This is a genomic window from Cyclobacterium sp. 10D3-21, from assembly GCF_055809755.1.
Window position 1 is genome coordinate 5,088,322 of the sequence record NZ_CM147924.1, and the last position, 15,516, is coordinate 5,103,837.

Consider the following 15,516-nt stretch of genomic DNA (forward strand, 5'->3'; position numbering starts at 1 on the left):
GCCTTACCTGTCAGGGTTCATATACCGGTTCTGGGTGATGATCGGGATCAAAGGGATCAAAATAATAAATTTTTTCAGCTTTGTATTTTTCCAAATGAACTGATAACCGATTCATAAACCCTGCATAGGATTTGACCTCTTGTTTTGACCAAACCACCTCTGCCAAGGCCGCTATCCTTGGGTACAATAGAAAATCAAACCGTTGCTCGTTGTCAACAGTTTCTGTCCAAAGATTGGCCTGTATTCCCAGTATAAGAGACCTCTCTTCTGGCTTGACCCCAAAAACTTTCACCTCAAAATCATAAACTGCTGCTAAGGGGGCAAAAGCACCTGCCCATTTTCTGCCATATTTGTGATCTTCCTGCTGAAGGAAGTCAAAGTAAAAAGGTATCCGAGGACAAATTACAGTTGGGTAGCCATTCTGCAGAGAAAGGCTAAGCTGTTCCATTTTGTCATGTCGCCACCAAAATATAATCGACTTGTCTTTAGGTAAATTAGCCCCTGCCATTTCATCCCAGGCCAAAACCTTATTGTTTAAATGGAAAAGGGTGTCTGCCATTCTCTCAAAGAAATAGTCTTCCACTCCTTTCATTCCATTTAATCCCTCTTTTTTTACCAAATCAAGAACTTTGGGATCATTTGGCCACATTTGATTGCCAAAACTCACCTCATCTCCACCCAGGTGAATCATGTTACTTGGGAACAATACATCCACCTCTCTTAAGATCTGGCTTAAATAGGTATAGGTAGTCTCTTTGGCTGGGTGAAAAGTAAAGTCAGGATACCTTTCTGAACCCCCACCACTATGTTCTGGATAGGCCCTGTTGGCTGCCGTAGCATGGCCTGGCATGTCTATTTCCGGTATCACCGTGATCATTCGCTCACTGGCATATCGCACGATTTCTTTAATTTCATCTTGGGTATAATAAGTGGCTGGTGCATTGGGATCTGATTGATTCCCTATCCCTCCAACGGTGGCTAGTTTTGGGAAACCATTGATTTCGATGCGCCATCCGGGAGCATCTGTCAAGTGCCAGTGGAAAGTATTCAATTTGTAATAAGCCATGTGATCAAGCAACTGCTTCACCTTTTCCATTCCAAAAAAATACCTGGACTCATCCAACATCACCCCTCTCCATTCATACCGCGGTAAATCATGTATTTCCCAATTGGGCAAGGATAATTGACCACTTTTCACCTCAGCCGCATGCGCCAGTTGCAATAAGGAAATGACTCCGTAAAATGCGCCTTCCTCATCTACAGCTTCTATGACAACCTCTTTTGGGTGGATGCTTAATTTATAACCTTCATCAATATCCTTGGATTTTCTTATAGTAATTGTTTTTGCCGGGGATTCCATTTCAGGTAGCGAAATAGCCAAAAGCCTTAAGGCTTCCTGCTGAAGGAAAGTCCCTTGGTCTGGAAAATCATTCTTCAAAAGTCCTACCTTATTGTCCCACAAAAATTCCCCTTCCGTCAATTTGTAGGAAGCAGGCATAGGAATGATTTCAGGTTGGACCTGAGCGATAGCCAAGTCAAGCGTAAACAATAAAAATAACAAGGAAAAGAAGCAGCTTTTAATCATGGGAGATGAATCAGATAAAATTGTAGGGCAAAATTATAAAAAAATTCACCTTTAACTCAGATTATGCAATAGGATTATTATTTGGCTTATCCTTGCGCTATTCGAAAAGCACCTGAAAAAAGGAAATGAGCATCCTCAAAGACCAGTTCATAGTAGCGATTTAATGATTTCAGAGTGGTTGAATCAGGTAATAAAAGGGCCATAGCCTATTTCGGGTTAAATACCAGACACAAAACTGGTTACAATAAAGGCCTCCCTGAAATTTACAATTTGGGTAAACACAACAAAGATAAAATTGTAAATTTGGCTTACTCCAAAACGAATTGTGCGTAAGTTCAATTGCGAAACTTTACTTTCCCATTACAAGAATTAACTATAGGATAGATTTCATGAAAATTAATTTAATACTTTGCTGGCCAGCACTTCTGGCGTTTTTACTTTTTGGCCTTTCGTCATGTTCAAACAATGACTACGAAACCCAACCAAATATCATTATTTTCTTTACGGATGATCAAGGTTATGCTGATTTAGGTTCTTTTGGAGCTGAGGGATTTGAAACGCCGCATTTAGATCAGTTGGCAGCTGAAGGCATTAGGTTTACCAATTTTTATGTTCCTGCTACCGTTTGTACGCCTTCAAGAGCAGGCTTACTCACCGGTCGCTATCCCAAAAGAAGCAATCTTCATGAGGCGGTGCTATTCCCTTATTCAGATGGAGGCCTATCGCCAAATGAATATACGATGGCAGAAATGCTAAAAGAGGGTGGATATACTACCTCCTGCATTGGCAAATGGCATTTGGGGCACAAGGAAGCGTTTATGCCAAACAATCAAGGATTTGATGAATTCTATGGTGTTCCCTATTCAAATGACATGGACAACTATTATTATGAAAAAATAGATTTTCAGTCTCCGCCCCTTCCATTTTACCGAAATACTGAGTTAATTGAAAGTGGTCCTGATCAGCAATTCCTAACAAAAAGATACACTGAAGAAGCCGTAAAACAAATCAAAAACAAGGGCCAGAAACCTTTCTTTATTTATTTGGCGCACAACATGCCTCATACACCACTCTATGCTTCTCCTGCCTTCAAAGGCAAAAGTCAAAATGGCCTTTATGGGGATGTGATTATGGAATTAGATTGGAGCGCAGGTGAAATAATAAAAGCTTTGAAAGAAGAAGGCATTTATGAAAACACCATTTTTATTTTCACTTCCGACAATGGTCCAGCAAAAGGTTCAGCCAAACCACTAAGGGGGAAGAAAGCTCAAACATGGGAAGGTGGGCAACGTGTGCCGGGAATAATTTCCTGGCCAGGCAAAATCCCCAAAGGAAAAGTTACAGATGAATTTGTCAGTACTTTGGACTTGTTTCCTACACTTGCAAAAATATCCTCCTCCAAAATTCCAAGCGGATTACAAATGGATGGCATAGACATTAGTGCATTTTTATCAGCTCCTGAAAAAACCAAACTTCCTGAGCGTCCATTCTTTTTTTACGCAAGAAATGGCAATTTGGAAGCAGTTAGGCTTGGAAAATGGAAACTTCACCTAAAAAAATCAATCGGATGGGATGAAAAGTCAGATGGAGAGTTTCAGGTAGCCCTATATAATTTGGATGAGGACATTGCAGAAATAGACAATGTGGCCAATCAAAACGCCGAGACAGTAGCGAAACTCACTGATTTGGCGAAAGGCTTTGATGGCGATTTTTAAATGGAAGCTATTGTTTTCTTAATTTAGTTAAGCTTGATTATTGATCAAATAATGAAATTAAGCAATTTACCCTATGACTTTTGTTCCAGCTTATGAAAGCCAAAAGTATCCATGTATTTGCCAACTAAAGCTTCTACTAACACGAAGGATAAATCTTCCTTCCTGTTTCACTCAAAATCAATTTTAGCTATCTTTGCATTCTATGAGCGAAAAGAACTTCAAAAGATATACCATTACTTCTGCATTACCTTATGCTAACGGCCCTCTCCACATTGGACATTTAGCAGGCTGTTATATTCCATCCGATATTTACGTACGGTACTTAAGATTGCAACAGAGGGACGTAGCCTACGTTTGCGGATCTGATGAACATGGCGTGGCCATAACCATTAAAGCCAAAAATGAAGGCATTACTCCCCAGGCAGTAGTTGACAGGTATCATGGAATAATGAAGAGTAGTTTTGAGAAATTCGGAATCAGCTTTGACCATTACTCCCGCACCACCTCACCTGTCCATCATGAAACAGCCAGCCAGTTATTTACTGAACTGTATCAAAAAGGCGAGTTTGATGAAAAGGAAACGGAGCAATACTATGACGAGGAAGCCAATCAGTTTTTGGCTGACAGGTATATAGAAGGAACCTGCCCTAACTGTGGTTATGAAGAAGCTTATGGAGACCAATGCGAGAAATGTGGCTCATCACTAAGTCCTACAGATTTGATCAACCCAAGATCAAAACTAAGTGGCAATACCCCTGTTCTAAAAATGACCAAACATTGGTTTTTGGATCTTGGGAAATTTACTCCCTTTCTAAAAAAATGGATTTTGGAAGAACATGCCAATGACTGGAAAAACAATGTTTTGGGACAGTGTAGAAGCTGGCTGGAGTCAGGAGATGGACTCCAACCCAGATCCATGACTCGCGACATGGATTGGGGAATACCAGTTCCTATTCCTGGGGCTGAAGGCAAAGTGCTTTATGTTTGGTTTGATGCACCAATAGGATATATCTCCTCCACAAAAGAATGGGCCAAGGAAAACGGGAAAGATTGGGAGTTGTATTGGAAGGACAAGGAAACCAAACTGGTCCACTTTATAGGAAAGGACAATATTGTATTTCATTGCATTACTTTTCCGGCAATATTGAAAACCCTAGGGGATTTTATATTACCTGAAAATGTACCTGCCAATGAATTCCTTAATTTGGAAGGCCAAAAAATTTCAACGTCCAAGAACTGGGCGGTTTGGTTGCATGAGTATCTGGAAGAATTCCCTGGTAAGGAAGATGTTCTGCGATATGTCCTCACAGCCAATGCTCCTGAAACCAAGGACAACGACTTTACCTGGAAAGATTTTCAGGCAAGAAACAACAATGAATTAGTAGCCATTTTTGGTAACTTTGTCAATAGAGCTCTTGTGTTGACACATAAATATTTTGAAGGAAAAGTCCCTAAAAATTATGGGTTAGCGCCTGTAGATGAAGAACTCATCAGCAACTTAAAAGAGTATCCGGATAAAATCGCCCAGTCCATAGAGAAATATCGATTCAGAGAGGCCCTTGCTCTAATGATGGATTTTGCGCGAACAGGCAATAAATACCTGGCTGAAACGGAGCCTTGGAAAACCATCAAAACTGATCAGGAAAGGACCTCAACAATACTAAATATTGCTATAAACATAGTCGCTAACCTTTCTGTTTTATCTCAGCCTTTTTTACCCTTCACATCTGAGAAAATCAAAAACATGCTAGGCTTAAGCGCATTAAATTGGGACGATGCAGGGACAATGGATTTAGCAAAAGAAGGAGACAGCATTGAAAAGGCTGAATTGCTTTTCCAAAAAATAGAAGACAACACGGTAGAAACACAGATTCAAAAACTTCTCGATAGCAAAAAACAAAATGAAGCAGCTAAATTCAAGGCTGCCCCAATGAAAGAACTCGTTTCTTTTGATGATTTCGTGAAATTGGATTTACGTGTAGTAACCATCGTTGAAGCGATAAAAGTCAAAAAATCCAAGAAACTTCTTCAACTAAAAGTGGACACAGGCATAGGGATCAAAACAGTACTTAGTGGAGTAGCAGAGCAATTCCAACCAGAAGAATTGGTAGGAAGGCAAGTAACCATGCTTCTTAACCTGGCCCCTAAAAAAATGGCTGGAATTGAATCTGAAGGAATGATCTTGATGGCTGAAGACTCGGAAGGAAAGTTAAAATTACTTAGTCCACACGAAGCAACCAATCCAGGATCCAGTATTAGTTAAACCCTGAAAAAGCATTAACCATCCTTTTTACATTAGCTACAACCTGATGCAATAAGGTTGGGCAGGTTTCTAGTAGCAAATATTGATACTAAAATATTTCCTTGGCTATCCGCTTAAGAAATGAAAATTTTATTGGCCACGGGTGCAAGCCCGTGGCCAATAAATATGCGACGAAACATCTACCTAAGCTAGCTTCATGCCATTTCTTTTCACCTGTTTTAACTTCTAGTTAAATTACTAGGTAACAATCAACTACTAAATATATTGATAGTAGATCAACGCAAAAGTTATTAGAACAATTCTCTTCTTTTATTGTTATATTTGTTTAAAGTATATACAATTCAAATATGAAGATTCTTATCACTTTTTTATTTTTTATTGGCAGCACATTTTCTCAATCAAATATCACACTCTCAGATCTCCAATGGAAAAACCGTGTATTGTTGGTTTTCCCTTCAGTACATGAAGCAAAGGAAATGGAGTTTAATTTGACAGAGGATCTTGAACTCAAACTAAAAGACCGTGACTTGATCTACTTTTATTTTGGTGACAGTCTACTTAGTAATTCCTCCTATGGCTTCGAACCTGTTTATCAAAAAAAGTTAAAACAACTTTACCAGCTGGGATCAAAGCAACATAGCTATGTTCTCATAGGAAAAGACGGCTCCTCAAAATTGAAAAATGAAAGAGATACCATTGACTGGGGAGCACTTTTTGCAACCATAGACGCGATGCCTATGCGCATCAAAGAAATTAAAAGAAATCCAGATCAAGCAAACGAATAATCAGACAAGTCTTTAATCCCTATCCTTCATCCAACCTGTAATACTAATCCTTTCCTTATTCGTTGGTAAAACTTCATGGGGTATTTCTCCGCTTAAAAAAACAATTAACCTGCCGCCTACTGGAAAGTAATCCTGGTACTCTTCTATTCCGTCAGGTCTGGTAAAATACATTCTTAATTCGCCCCCATCAGATTCCTCCCAAGTATCATTCAAGTAAAGGATAACACTTACAATCCTATAATTGACTGATTGGAATTGATCCAGATGACGGGAATAAAAAGAACCCTGTGGATACATGGCAAAATGGGCTTCGAAGGATTTTAGGCCTAAAAAACAACGTCGGTTAATAGCTGATTTTAGGCGATCCATTTTGTCCCAATAAATTTCCTGGATTGGTGTCAATAGGTTTTCATCCATCCAAAGCACTTTATCACTTCTTATCTCAGGTTTAATTGCAAAAGTTTCTCCGCTACCAATTCCTGCCAATCTAAATTGCCCATGCATCAGAAGTTCTTTCTGTTCACGGAGTAAATCTGTTCTGAAATCTTCGGAGATATAGTTATCCACTACAGACCAGCCTTTCTCATAAAGTTCCTGAACCACTATATCATTGCTTTTCGCCAAATCATCCATAAGCTCAAATGTCGACTATAATCCGAAACAATCTTCATTTACTATCCTATTTTATTCTGAAATTGATCTAAATAATAAATAGCTGAATGGAAATTTCACTTTTATCCTTTTTTTTTAGTATTAAGCGTTAATTTTGTGCTCGCTCATAGATAATTAAAAATATGCATTTAAAATCAGACGATATTGTACGATTGGAAATTGATTTTATCACAGGAGAAGTACCTCCTCCTTTTAGCCATATTTTTAAGCTAAAACTCTCCTTCAGCAAAAATTTTGTAAATACTCAATTTGACATTCAGTATACAGACAGAGAAAACCTAAGCCCTGAAGAGATCATGGACGAAGGATTTACCATGGCTGATGATTATGGGTACAAGGGTGAAATCCCTAAGCTATGGGAGGATATTTTTAAAAAGCTTTATTCTGCTTCAAAATGGTCTAATTTAAAAAGCCTTGGAGATAATGGGGGGATTAAATTGCTCGCAAAAGATGTCCATGGTAAGATGATCCGTGACATCCCTTTAAATCAAGAAGATTGGTACTTTACTTGCCAGGATTTCATTCAAGCCATCTATGAAATCAGCAAAAAAGAAGCTCCGATGCAAATCAGGTATCTTGAAATTACAAAGGATAAAAAAACGCTGATCGATCTGGTTTATAAATTTTCTTTGCGAAAAGTAGTGCTAAATGTAAATGGGAAAGAAAAGGAAATGGATTGGGAAAGCGGTAGGGACCTTGCCTCACTGATTTTTATTCCTGATTATGATTACGACTTGGCAATGGAGGAACAACCTGAAAAAAATGGCAGGTATCTGGATTGCGGGGATGGATTATGGCATGAATTTGAGAAGGGCATTATCAACCTGGATCCATCTTTTGATGCAAAGAAAAAAATTATACAGGCATTAAGTGACCTTTTATAATGATTGGTATTGTATTAATGACTGGTTATTTTTCTAATATCAGATTTAATGTCTAAAATCATTTTACCTATTTCTTCCAATGAAATCGGTGCACTTGGAGATGGATCAGGAAAATGGGTACTTATAAAGGCTTTGGCTTCCCATATTTCAATCACTTCCTGAATAGAAATGTCGTATGGCTTGTAAACCTGATTGTCAGAGACAACAAATAATTTACCTCTCTCGGCAATATAATTGAATACCCTTTTGTAAACAATACCATCATTCTTAGTCACCAAAACATACGTTTTACCATTTTTAATTTCCGCTGGACTTTCAAGATAAGCCCCAACAACAATCGTCCCTGGCAGCAAGGGCAACATGCTGTCTCCACTTATTTCAAAAGCCCTGTAAGTTTGATTGGCTGAAAGGTTTGGCAATCCGAAATTGGGTAAATTCTCCATGTACTCAGGGTCCGCATATCCATTTAGATAACCTGCTGATGCTTTCTTACCCACCATGCTAATCCGTTCCTGATCATTTTGATCTAGGGTAACTGTGAGTATTTTTAACTTTTCTCGTTGCAAAAATTGACGCCCTTTGGCCGCTATATCCCAACTTGTCAACTCATCTATTGATACATCAAATATTTTAGTCAATGTAAGAATTGTCGAAAGTCGTGGCTCAGACCTACCATCTTCATAGGCAGAAATCATGGTTCTTTGCAGCCCAAGTTCCTCCGCCAATTGGGTTTGGGTTTGTCCTGATTTTTTACGTAAAACCTTGAGGTTACTTGCCAAAAAACTCATGCTGAATACAAATAAAATTGGTGGTCATCTTTCCATTGGTTTTTAAAGGTAAACTTTAATAAGTCCATTTTAGATTGTTCCCGCAAGTTCAACCTTAACTTTATTTCCTCCATAATATCTTCATCAGAGAAAGCCTGATTGACCAAAAGGTAACCATAGCTGGGTCTTGAAGCATTTTGGATTTGAAATTTCACCTGGAGGTTGCCAGAAACCAATTTTTTCGTAGTAAAACTTATGTTGTTTAGGTCTCTCATTTTTCATTATGTTTATTTAATCAACATTATAAAAATAGAAATGTTATTTTAATTAACCTATTCAAATGGAACAAAAGTTTAAAATATAAATTATAAAACCCACGATTCGCTATTATTCAGGCCCGAGAAAACGCTTAATACTTTTAGGTATCCATATCTAGAAACTAGAATACTCCTATTATGAAGCGCCCTGGAACGCTCTGGTTTTACTGGCTGGGAAATAAATGGTTATTACTACTAAAAGGCAAGGTGAGCACAAAAAAAGCCTGTGAGAATAAATTCCCACAGGCTTACTACCAATTGAATGTATTTCAGAAAAAGTAGTGGATTAATTGCCAAATTTCTTTCTCAATTGGGCAAGTTTATCTTCCATACTTTCTTTTACTTCCTTTTGACTCTCTTGCAGCTTGCGGCGAGGTTTATCTTTTCGGGCAGAAGAAGTATTGGCAGCGAATGGATCTGACTTGAGACTTAAACCAATTCGTTTTCTTGGCATGTCCACTTCCATTACCGTTGCCATCACTTTTTGATTTACAGCCACGACTTCTTTGGGATCCTTGATAAACCTGTCCGCCATTTGACTTAAGTGAACAAGGCCATCCTGGTGTACTCCAATATCCACAAATGCTCCAAACTGGGTAATATTGGTTACTATACCCGGCAATTTCATTCCTACTTTAAGGTCCTTCATTTCGTTGACACCATCCTCAAACTGAAAAACTTCAAACTTTTCTCTCGGGTCTCTGCCAGGTTTGCCCAATTCCTCAAGGATATCTTTGAGTGTAGGTAATCCTACTTGTTCATTGACATAATCCTTTAGCGGGATTTTCTGGACCAGTTCCTCTGTTTTTACCAACTCATCAACTGACACTCCCATGTCTTGAGCCATTTTATTAATCAACGCATATCTCTCTGGATGAACAGCACTGCTATCTAGGGGATTGGCCCCATTTCGAATTCTTAAAAATCCTGCCGCCTGCTCATATGCTTTATCACCTAGCCTTGGGACTTTTTTAATCTCCTCCCTACTTTTAAAAGGCCCATTTTCATTTCTATAATTTACAATGTTTTGTGCAAGTGAGGGTCCAAGACCTGATACATAGGTAAGCAATTGTTTGGAAGCAGTGTTCACTTCAACACCTACACCATTTACACAACTCATAACGGTATCATCAAGGGAGTTTTTCAATGCAGACTGATCCACATCATGTTGGTACTGACCTACTCCAATGGATTTGGCATCAATCTTAACCAATTCCGCTAAGGGATCCATCAGTCTTCTTCCAATAGAAACCGCTCCCCTTACGGTAAGGTCATAATCAGGAAATTCTTCCCTTGCCACATCCGAAGCAGAATAGATAGATGCCCCACTTTCATTGACCATCACCACCAAAATCTCTTTGGGCAATCCTATGCTTTTAACAAAATTTTCTGTTTCTCTGCTCGCAGTACCATTACCTATAGCGATGGCTTCAATCGCGTTTTTCTCTACCATGTATTTCACCAAAGCCGTAGATTCCATGATCTTCTTTTGAGGCTCATTCGGGTAGATGGTTTCGCTTTGTAGAAGTTGACCCTGAGGACCAAGGCATACCACCTTACATCCAGTCCTAAAGCCAGGATCTATGGCCAAAACGGATTTCTCACCCAGCGGTGATGACAATAATAATTGCCTGAGGTTTTCTGTAAATACTTTGATCGCATCCTCGTCAGCCTTTTTCTTGGCATACAACCTCACCTCTGTCTCCATAGAAGGCTTAAGGAGCCTTTTATAGCCATCCTTAGCAGCTAGCTTTACCTGTTCTGAGGAAGTATTGCCTTCTGTGACAACAGCCTTCTCAATTATCTTTATAGCACTCTGATCATCAGGACCAGTATCCAACATCAGGAAAAGTTCTTTTTCACCTCTTCTCATGGCCAGAATTCGGTGCGATGGAGCGGTTTTGACAGGCTCTTTCCAATCGAAATAATCCTTGTACTTGATGGCTTCAGCTTCTTTACCAGGTATGACTTTCGATACAAATTCACCCTCTTCAATGAACAATGTTCTTAACTTTTTTCTTATTTCAGCATTTTCATTGATCCATTCAGCCATTATATCTCTGGCACCATTTAAGGCTTCTTCTATTGAGCTTACCTCCTTCTCTGCATTGATGTATTCTTCGGCAGCTTTATTTAAATCAATAGCATTTTGTTCAAAAATCAATTGGGCCAAAGGCTCGAGTCCTTTTTCTTTTGCAATGGTACCTTTTGTTCTTCTTTTTGGTTTAAAGGGAAGGTAAATATCCTCTAAAACGGACATGGTTTCTGCTGCAAGAACTTTACCTGCGAGCTCATCTGTTAGTTTCCCTTGTTCATCAATGGATTTTATTATCGCCTCCTTGCGCTTGTCCAAATCCCTTAATTGCTGCAATCTATCTCTAACAGCAGCTACTTCTACCTCATCCAAGCTTCCGGTGACTTCTTTTCTATACCTGGAAATAAAAGGAACTGTTGCTCCCTCATCCAGTAAATTGGCCGTACTGATTACTTGCTTTTCACGAACGCCTAACTCAGTGGCAATCTTGGAATAATGATTCAAATCTGACATGAATAAAAATAATTAAATCCTGATTTTTGTTTAATAGGACGCAATTTAAGCCTATTTTTTTGGGATACAGTAAAAAAACTAAGAATTCGATTATTCGTTTATATCCCAGCAAATTGTATATTTACAAATTAATTTATACTTAGAGAAAAATGGAAAACAGTCAGGAGAAACTATATGATTTAGGAAATTTAGAAGAAATAAGCGGTGGTAGTAATGAGTTTATAAGTGAGATGATCCGGCTTTTTATCAGCCAATCTGAAAATACAATCTCTGGATTTGACCAATCCGTTGAGAATACGAATTTCAAAGTTATCCGTGACCTGGCGCACCAAATAAAGCCAAGTATAGACAATATTAAAATTACTAGCCTTATGCCTGTTATTAGGGAAGTAGAGCATTTGGCTGAAATGGAAAATCAAACGGAAGATTTATCTTCAAAAATCACGGAGATTAATACTGGATTAAAAAATGTAATCTTTCAGTTACAGGCTGAACTAATTAAAAGAAGCCAATGATTTTCAACCCTTATCCATGGCGTGCTTTAAATAAGGTTCCGTAGCTATCTGGGGCAATTTTTATCGCCATTTTTAAAAAAAGTAGCTTGTGCGCCAAAAAAGCATTGTATTTTTCATAATCCACGGGCTTTCCCCCCTTGTATTAAAACTGAATTCTCTCAGACTTCTTTTAGACCTATTGAGATTTCTATGGCTTCCCTATTTTAGGTTTAAGGGTAATAGAAACGAAGCCGTTTTTCTTCCATCTCTACCGCTTCGGTATTCCTTTGCCTACTGAGAATTTCCACCCTCAATTCATGGCATTCTTTGGCAACATATGAATCTGGAAAGGACCTGACTGAAAGCGTCAATAAATCTAATGCCTCTACCAATCGTTGACCCCCACCTTTATTAAGAAGTTTTTTTCCCTTTAAAAAATTCGCTTTCCACAATTTTGCCTCCGGTCGCATTCTATCTGCTTCCTGAAAAACTTCGAAAGGATCTATTGTAAAGGGATCCTTTTTTTCGGAAATAGCAGGCACCTCAGCCATACTAAAAAACGAAACAATGGCCTCAAAGTAGGCTAGCGCTTCTTTTTCATTGTATTCAGGCAATCTTAACCTTTGTTCTTCTTTGGGGGAGGTGAAAAATGTAGCCTCTCCTATTATCCCAGGGATGCCATATGTTCCTCTCAGAACACTTGCCCCAGCGCTTGAAAATATTGTAAAATCAGAAACCAGGCTATAAGGACCTTTACTTTTGAAGAGGTGCTTCACTAATTTTTCGGCTACCTTTCTTCCTAAATCAACGCTGGCGCTATTTTCTTCAGCACTTCCATGAAAATAGACAATGGGAAAATTTACCTTAGGGTCCGCCGTGGCATTGTGATGAATAGACACAAATAGATCTGCCTCATTTTCTAAGGCCATTTTACTTCTATCTGCCAATGGAATAAATGTATCTGTGGTTCTTGTAAGAATAACTTTAGCGCCTGACTGCTCCAATAGCTCTCCAAGAAGAAGTGCTACCCTCAGATTGATCCATTCTTCTCTTTCACCAGTAGGGCCAACCCTATAGTCATCCGTAGCTGCTGTGCCACCATGTCCAGGGTCTATGCATACAACCTTACCTACAAGAGGCTGAGCAATCCCTATAGGCGTTGCCATTAAGGTTGATGAAAACAGGTTGAAATGGACAATAATAGAAAGTAAGGCTACACAAAAAGCTTTAATAAAAACCGACATGAATCTTTAACTTTTATTTTGTTTCGGGTTCTGTAATCATTTCTTCCCTTTTAGCAGGGAATCCAAAGATAGCTTTAATTTTGTGCGCCATGATTATAATAACAAATTTTGGGGTTGAGATCAGGGTTCGTCTCCACAGTCTTTTGGGCTCCTTGAGTAAACGAATTAACCATTCAAAGCCAGAGTTTATCCAAAAAGTATTAGGCCTGATTACAGTGCCTGCATAAAAGTCAAAAACTGCCCCTATGGCAGCTATAGTGGAGACCTCCAGATTATCCTTATTTTTCAAAACCCATTTCTCTTGTTTTGGTGCGGTCATTCCTACAAATAATAGGTCGGGTTTAAATTCATTAATGGCAGTCACCATCAACTTATTTTCCTCACTTGTAAAACTGTCACAAAACGGAGGGCTGTAAAAAGCGCACACCACTTTTGGGAAATCCACAGCAATTTTTTTCTTGATTTTGTTCAATACGAATTCGGAAGAGCCCATATAAAAAACTTTACCTCCTGAATTATTCAAAAGCCCTAAGTAATGAAGGTGTAAATCATAACCTGAAATCTTTTTGATTTTCTTTCCATAGAGCAATCTTGTGGCATAAACAATACCAATCCCGTCAGGGAGCAAAATTGCTGATGCTTTTAGGGCCCTTTGAAATTCCTTGTCTTCTCTGGCAATACAATAGGAATGTGGATTCAAGGTATTGGCGAGTGTTTTTTTTCGCCCACCAATTTCTCTGGGAAGCTGGGTGGTCAGTTTATAATCTAAAAATTTTAAAAGCATAATAATTGTGAATTAGCTGTTAATAATCCCAAAATAGACAATAGGTAATTTACTCAGTATTGAATTCGACGCAAAATCAAGTTTTCAAAATAATCTTTGTTTTATCCTGTCTAAGCAGTTACAAATCATAAAAACCATTGATTTTCAACAAATCACTAAACTTACTGCAGAACCTATTAAGTATTTAAACTTACTTTTTATATGAATAAATTTCGCAAAAAATCAGTACTATAATTTAACTATAAATCTTTATTAATTTATTATAAATGCGATCATTTCCATATTTTTTTTCGGAAACTATTCTTCCCTCTTCTCCCATTTTTGAAGCACCTTCTGTGTCATTTTCTATCCGTAAAATGGCCTCTTTTAATCCATCCTTGTTATTAATGTCGAACATCAGACCGGTTTTTCCATGGGACACTATGTCTTTAAAACATCCCATATTAGAGGTTATCACCGGCTTGCCATGGTTCATGGCCTTTGTGATTACATTTGGAAAACCCTCATACCAGCGACTTGGTACTAGAATTGCTTTGGATTCCCTGTAAAGATTATCTAATTCAAGTCCTGATAAAAAGCCCTTAAAAATCACATTGGGTGGTGCAGCTGAAATATCAAAACTATCCCCAATCCTTCCTGCAATTGCAAAAGTCAAATTCGGAAGAGATGATGCCGCTCTGAATATATCCTCCACCCCTTTTTCCTTACTTACTCTTCCTATAAAAGTATAATACAGGGCTTCAAATTTGAGATTACTTGGTAACATTGGTGGGGTCAATCCTGGAACAATTACTGTTTTTTCCTTTGGAATCCCTAGTGAGGCAAATTTTTCACGTTGAAATTCAGATTGGACAATAAAAGTATCAACATATTTAGAAAAAACTCCTGACTTCCTGGCAACGAAATTTCTAAGGGCATAAGCGGTGCTCTTCAAATTTGATCCTGTACAATTTTTTTTTATGCAGGACAGTTCTCCGGAAGGACCGGTACATTTTTCACAAATCTCACCCGAGCGATCCAAGAATAACCCTGTAGGGCACCACAACCTGTAATTTGGGCATCGCATTACCAAGGGTAAATTGTGCTTTTTTATCATCTTCAGTATTCGGGGAGAGATAAAAGGATAAACACTTTGAACCTGCACGACATCCGGACACTCCTTTCGGATAATTAAATCAATAGCTTTAACTGCTTTTGGATTGTATAAACTTGAAAAAGCGGCCCTTATTTTGCCAAATTTCATCTCGTCTATTTCCTTAGATCCCCTCCTGTACCAAATAATTTGATGTCCTTTTGCTTCCAGAAGCGCGGCGAGTCCTTCTACGGCATGCTCTTCTCCTGAAGGCTCAAAATAATCATTGTGAATGAATAATATTTTCAAATTATATAAGAAATTTAAGGCTTATTCAAAAAAATAAATAACATTGCCGTTTAGCCGAATTTAAAAATCAGCCTTAT

Annotated in this window: 13 protein-coding genes; 5 read left to right on the top strand and 8 right to left on the bottom strand. The window is 38.4% G+C overall.

The annotated features are described in order from the left end of the window. Positions 1–10 precede the first annotated feature (10 nt). Complete coding sequence (locus AC0L7T_RS19600) at positions 11–1,585, bottom strand: beta-N-acetylhexosaminidase (RefSeq protein WP_473337744.1); 1,575 nt, start codon at positions 1,583–1,585, stop codon at positions 11–13. 389 nt (positions 1,586–1,974) lie between these two features. On the opposite strand from AC0L7T_RS19600, the gene AC0L7T_RS19605 reads away from it, so the two are divergent. The 3 genes from AC0L7T_RS19605 to AC0L7T_RS19615 all read left to right on the top strand — a co-directional run bounded on the left by AC0L7T_RS19605 (position 1,975) and on the right by AC0L7T_RS19615 (position 6,348). Continuing rightward, positions 1,975–3,300 (top strand): sulfatase family protein, encoded by a 1,326-nt coding sequence (locus AC0L7T_RS19605; RefSeq protein ID WP_473337747.1) that lies wholly within the window; start codon positions 1,975–1,977, stop codon positions 3,298–3,300. Between the two features lie 202 nt (positions 3,301–3,502). Next, positions 3,503–5,563: a methionine--tRNA ligase gene (metG, locus tag AC0L7T_RS19610; protein ID WP_473337749.1), complete on the top strand. Its 2,061-nt coding sequence runs from the start codon at positions 3,503–3,505 to the stop codon at positions 5,561–5,563. Between the two features lie 347 nt (positions 5,564–5,910). Then, positions 5,911–6,348 (top strand): DUF4174 domain-containing protein, encoded by a 438-nt coding sequence (locus tag AC0L7T_RS19615; RefSeq protein WP_473337750.1) that lies wholly within the window; start codon positions 5,911–5,913, stop codon positions 6,346–6,348. 12 nt (positions 6,349–6,360) lie between these two features. Here AC0L7T_RS19615 and AC0L7T_RS19620 read toward each other — a convergent pair whose 3' ends face one another. Beyond that, positions 6,361–6,981: a 2OG-Fe(II) oxygenase gene (locus tag AC0L7T_RS19620; RefSeq protein WP_473337751.1), complete on the bottom strand. Its 621-nt coding sequence runs from the start codon at positions 6,979–6,981 to the stop codon at positions 6,361–6,363. A gap of 161 nt (positions 6,982–7,142) precedes the next feature. Between AC0L7T_RS19620 and AC0L7T_RS19625 the strand changes: the two genes are divergently transcribed. After that, positions 7,143–7,904 carry a hypothetical protein gene (locus AC0L7T_RS19625; protein WP_473337752.1) on the top strand — a complete coding sequence of 254 codons (762 nt, stop codon included), beginning with the start codon at positions 7,143–7,145 and terminating at the stop codon, positions 7,902–7,904. 14 nt (positions 7,905–7,918) lie between these two features. On the opposite strand, the gene AC0L7T_RS19630 is transcribed toward AC0L7T_RS19625, so the two are convergent. From AC0L7T_RS19630 to AC0L7T_RS19640, 3 genes are all read right to left on the bottom strand, one after another. Further along, the gene (locus tag AC0L7T_RS19630) at positions 7,919–8,692 is read right to left on the bottom strand and encodes a helix-turn-helix domain-containing protein (protein ID WP_473337753.1); all 774 of its coding nucleotides are present in this window, start codon (positions 8,690–8,692) and stop codon (positions 7,919–7,921) included. Further along, a complete protein-coding gene (locus AC0L7T_RS19635) occupies positions 8,689–8,946 on the bottom strand; it encodes a hypothetical protein (protein WP_473337755.1) in 258 nt (85 codons plus the stop codon). The genes AC0L7T_RS19630 and AC0L7T_RS19635 overlap by 4 nt, the downstream gene beginning before the upstream one ends. Before the next feature lie 328 nt (positions 8,947–9,274). After that, on the bottom strand, positions 9,275–11,536 hold the full coding sequence (locus AC0L7T_RS19640; RefSeq protein WP_473337756.1) for a Tex family protein: 2,262 nt from the start codon (positions 11,534–11,536) through the stop codon (positions 9,275–9,277). Between the two features lie 149 nt (positions 11,537–11,685). Between AC0L7T_RS19640 and AC0L7T_RS19645 the strand changes: the two genes are divergently transcribed. Further along, complete coding sequence (locus AC0L7T_RS19645) at positions 11,686–12,051, top strand: Hpt domain-containing protein (RefSeq protein ID WP_473337758.1); 366 nt, start codon at positions 11,686–11,688, stop codon at positions 12,049–12,051. Between the two features lie 209 nt (positions 12,052–12,260). Here the strand turns inward: AC0L7T_RS19645 and AC0L7T_RS19650 are convergent, their stop codons facing one another. The 3 genes from AC0L7T_RS19650 to AC0L7T_RS19660 all read right to left on the bottom strand — a co-directional run bounded on the left by AC0L7T_RS19650 (position 12,261) and on the right by AC0L7T_RS19660 (position 15,439). Beyond that, complete coding sequence (locus AC0L7T_RS19650) at positions 12,261–13,274, bottom strand: N-acetylmuramoyl-L-alanine amidase family protein (protein ID WP_473337759.1); 1,014 nt, start codon at positions 13,272–13,274, stop codon at positions 12,261–12,263. Positions 13,275–13,287: 13 nt separating this feature from the next. Beyond that, on the bottom strand, positions 13,288–14,058 hold the full coding sequence (locus tag AC0L7T_RS19655; protein WP_473337761.1) for a WecB/TagA/CpsF family glycosyltransferase: 771 nt from the start codon (positions 14,056–14,058) through the stop codon (positions 13,288–13,290). A 235-nt stretch (positions 14,059–14,293) separates the two neighbouring features. Next, complete coding sequence (locus AC0L7T_RS19660; protein ID WP_473337763.1) at positions 14,294–15,439, bottom strand: glycosyltransferase family 4 protein; 1,146 nt, start codon at positions 15,437–15,439, stop codon at positions 14,294–14,296. Positions 15,440–15,516: the final 77 nt, after the last annotated feature.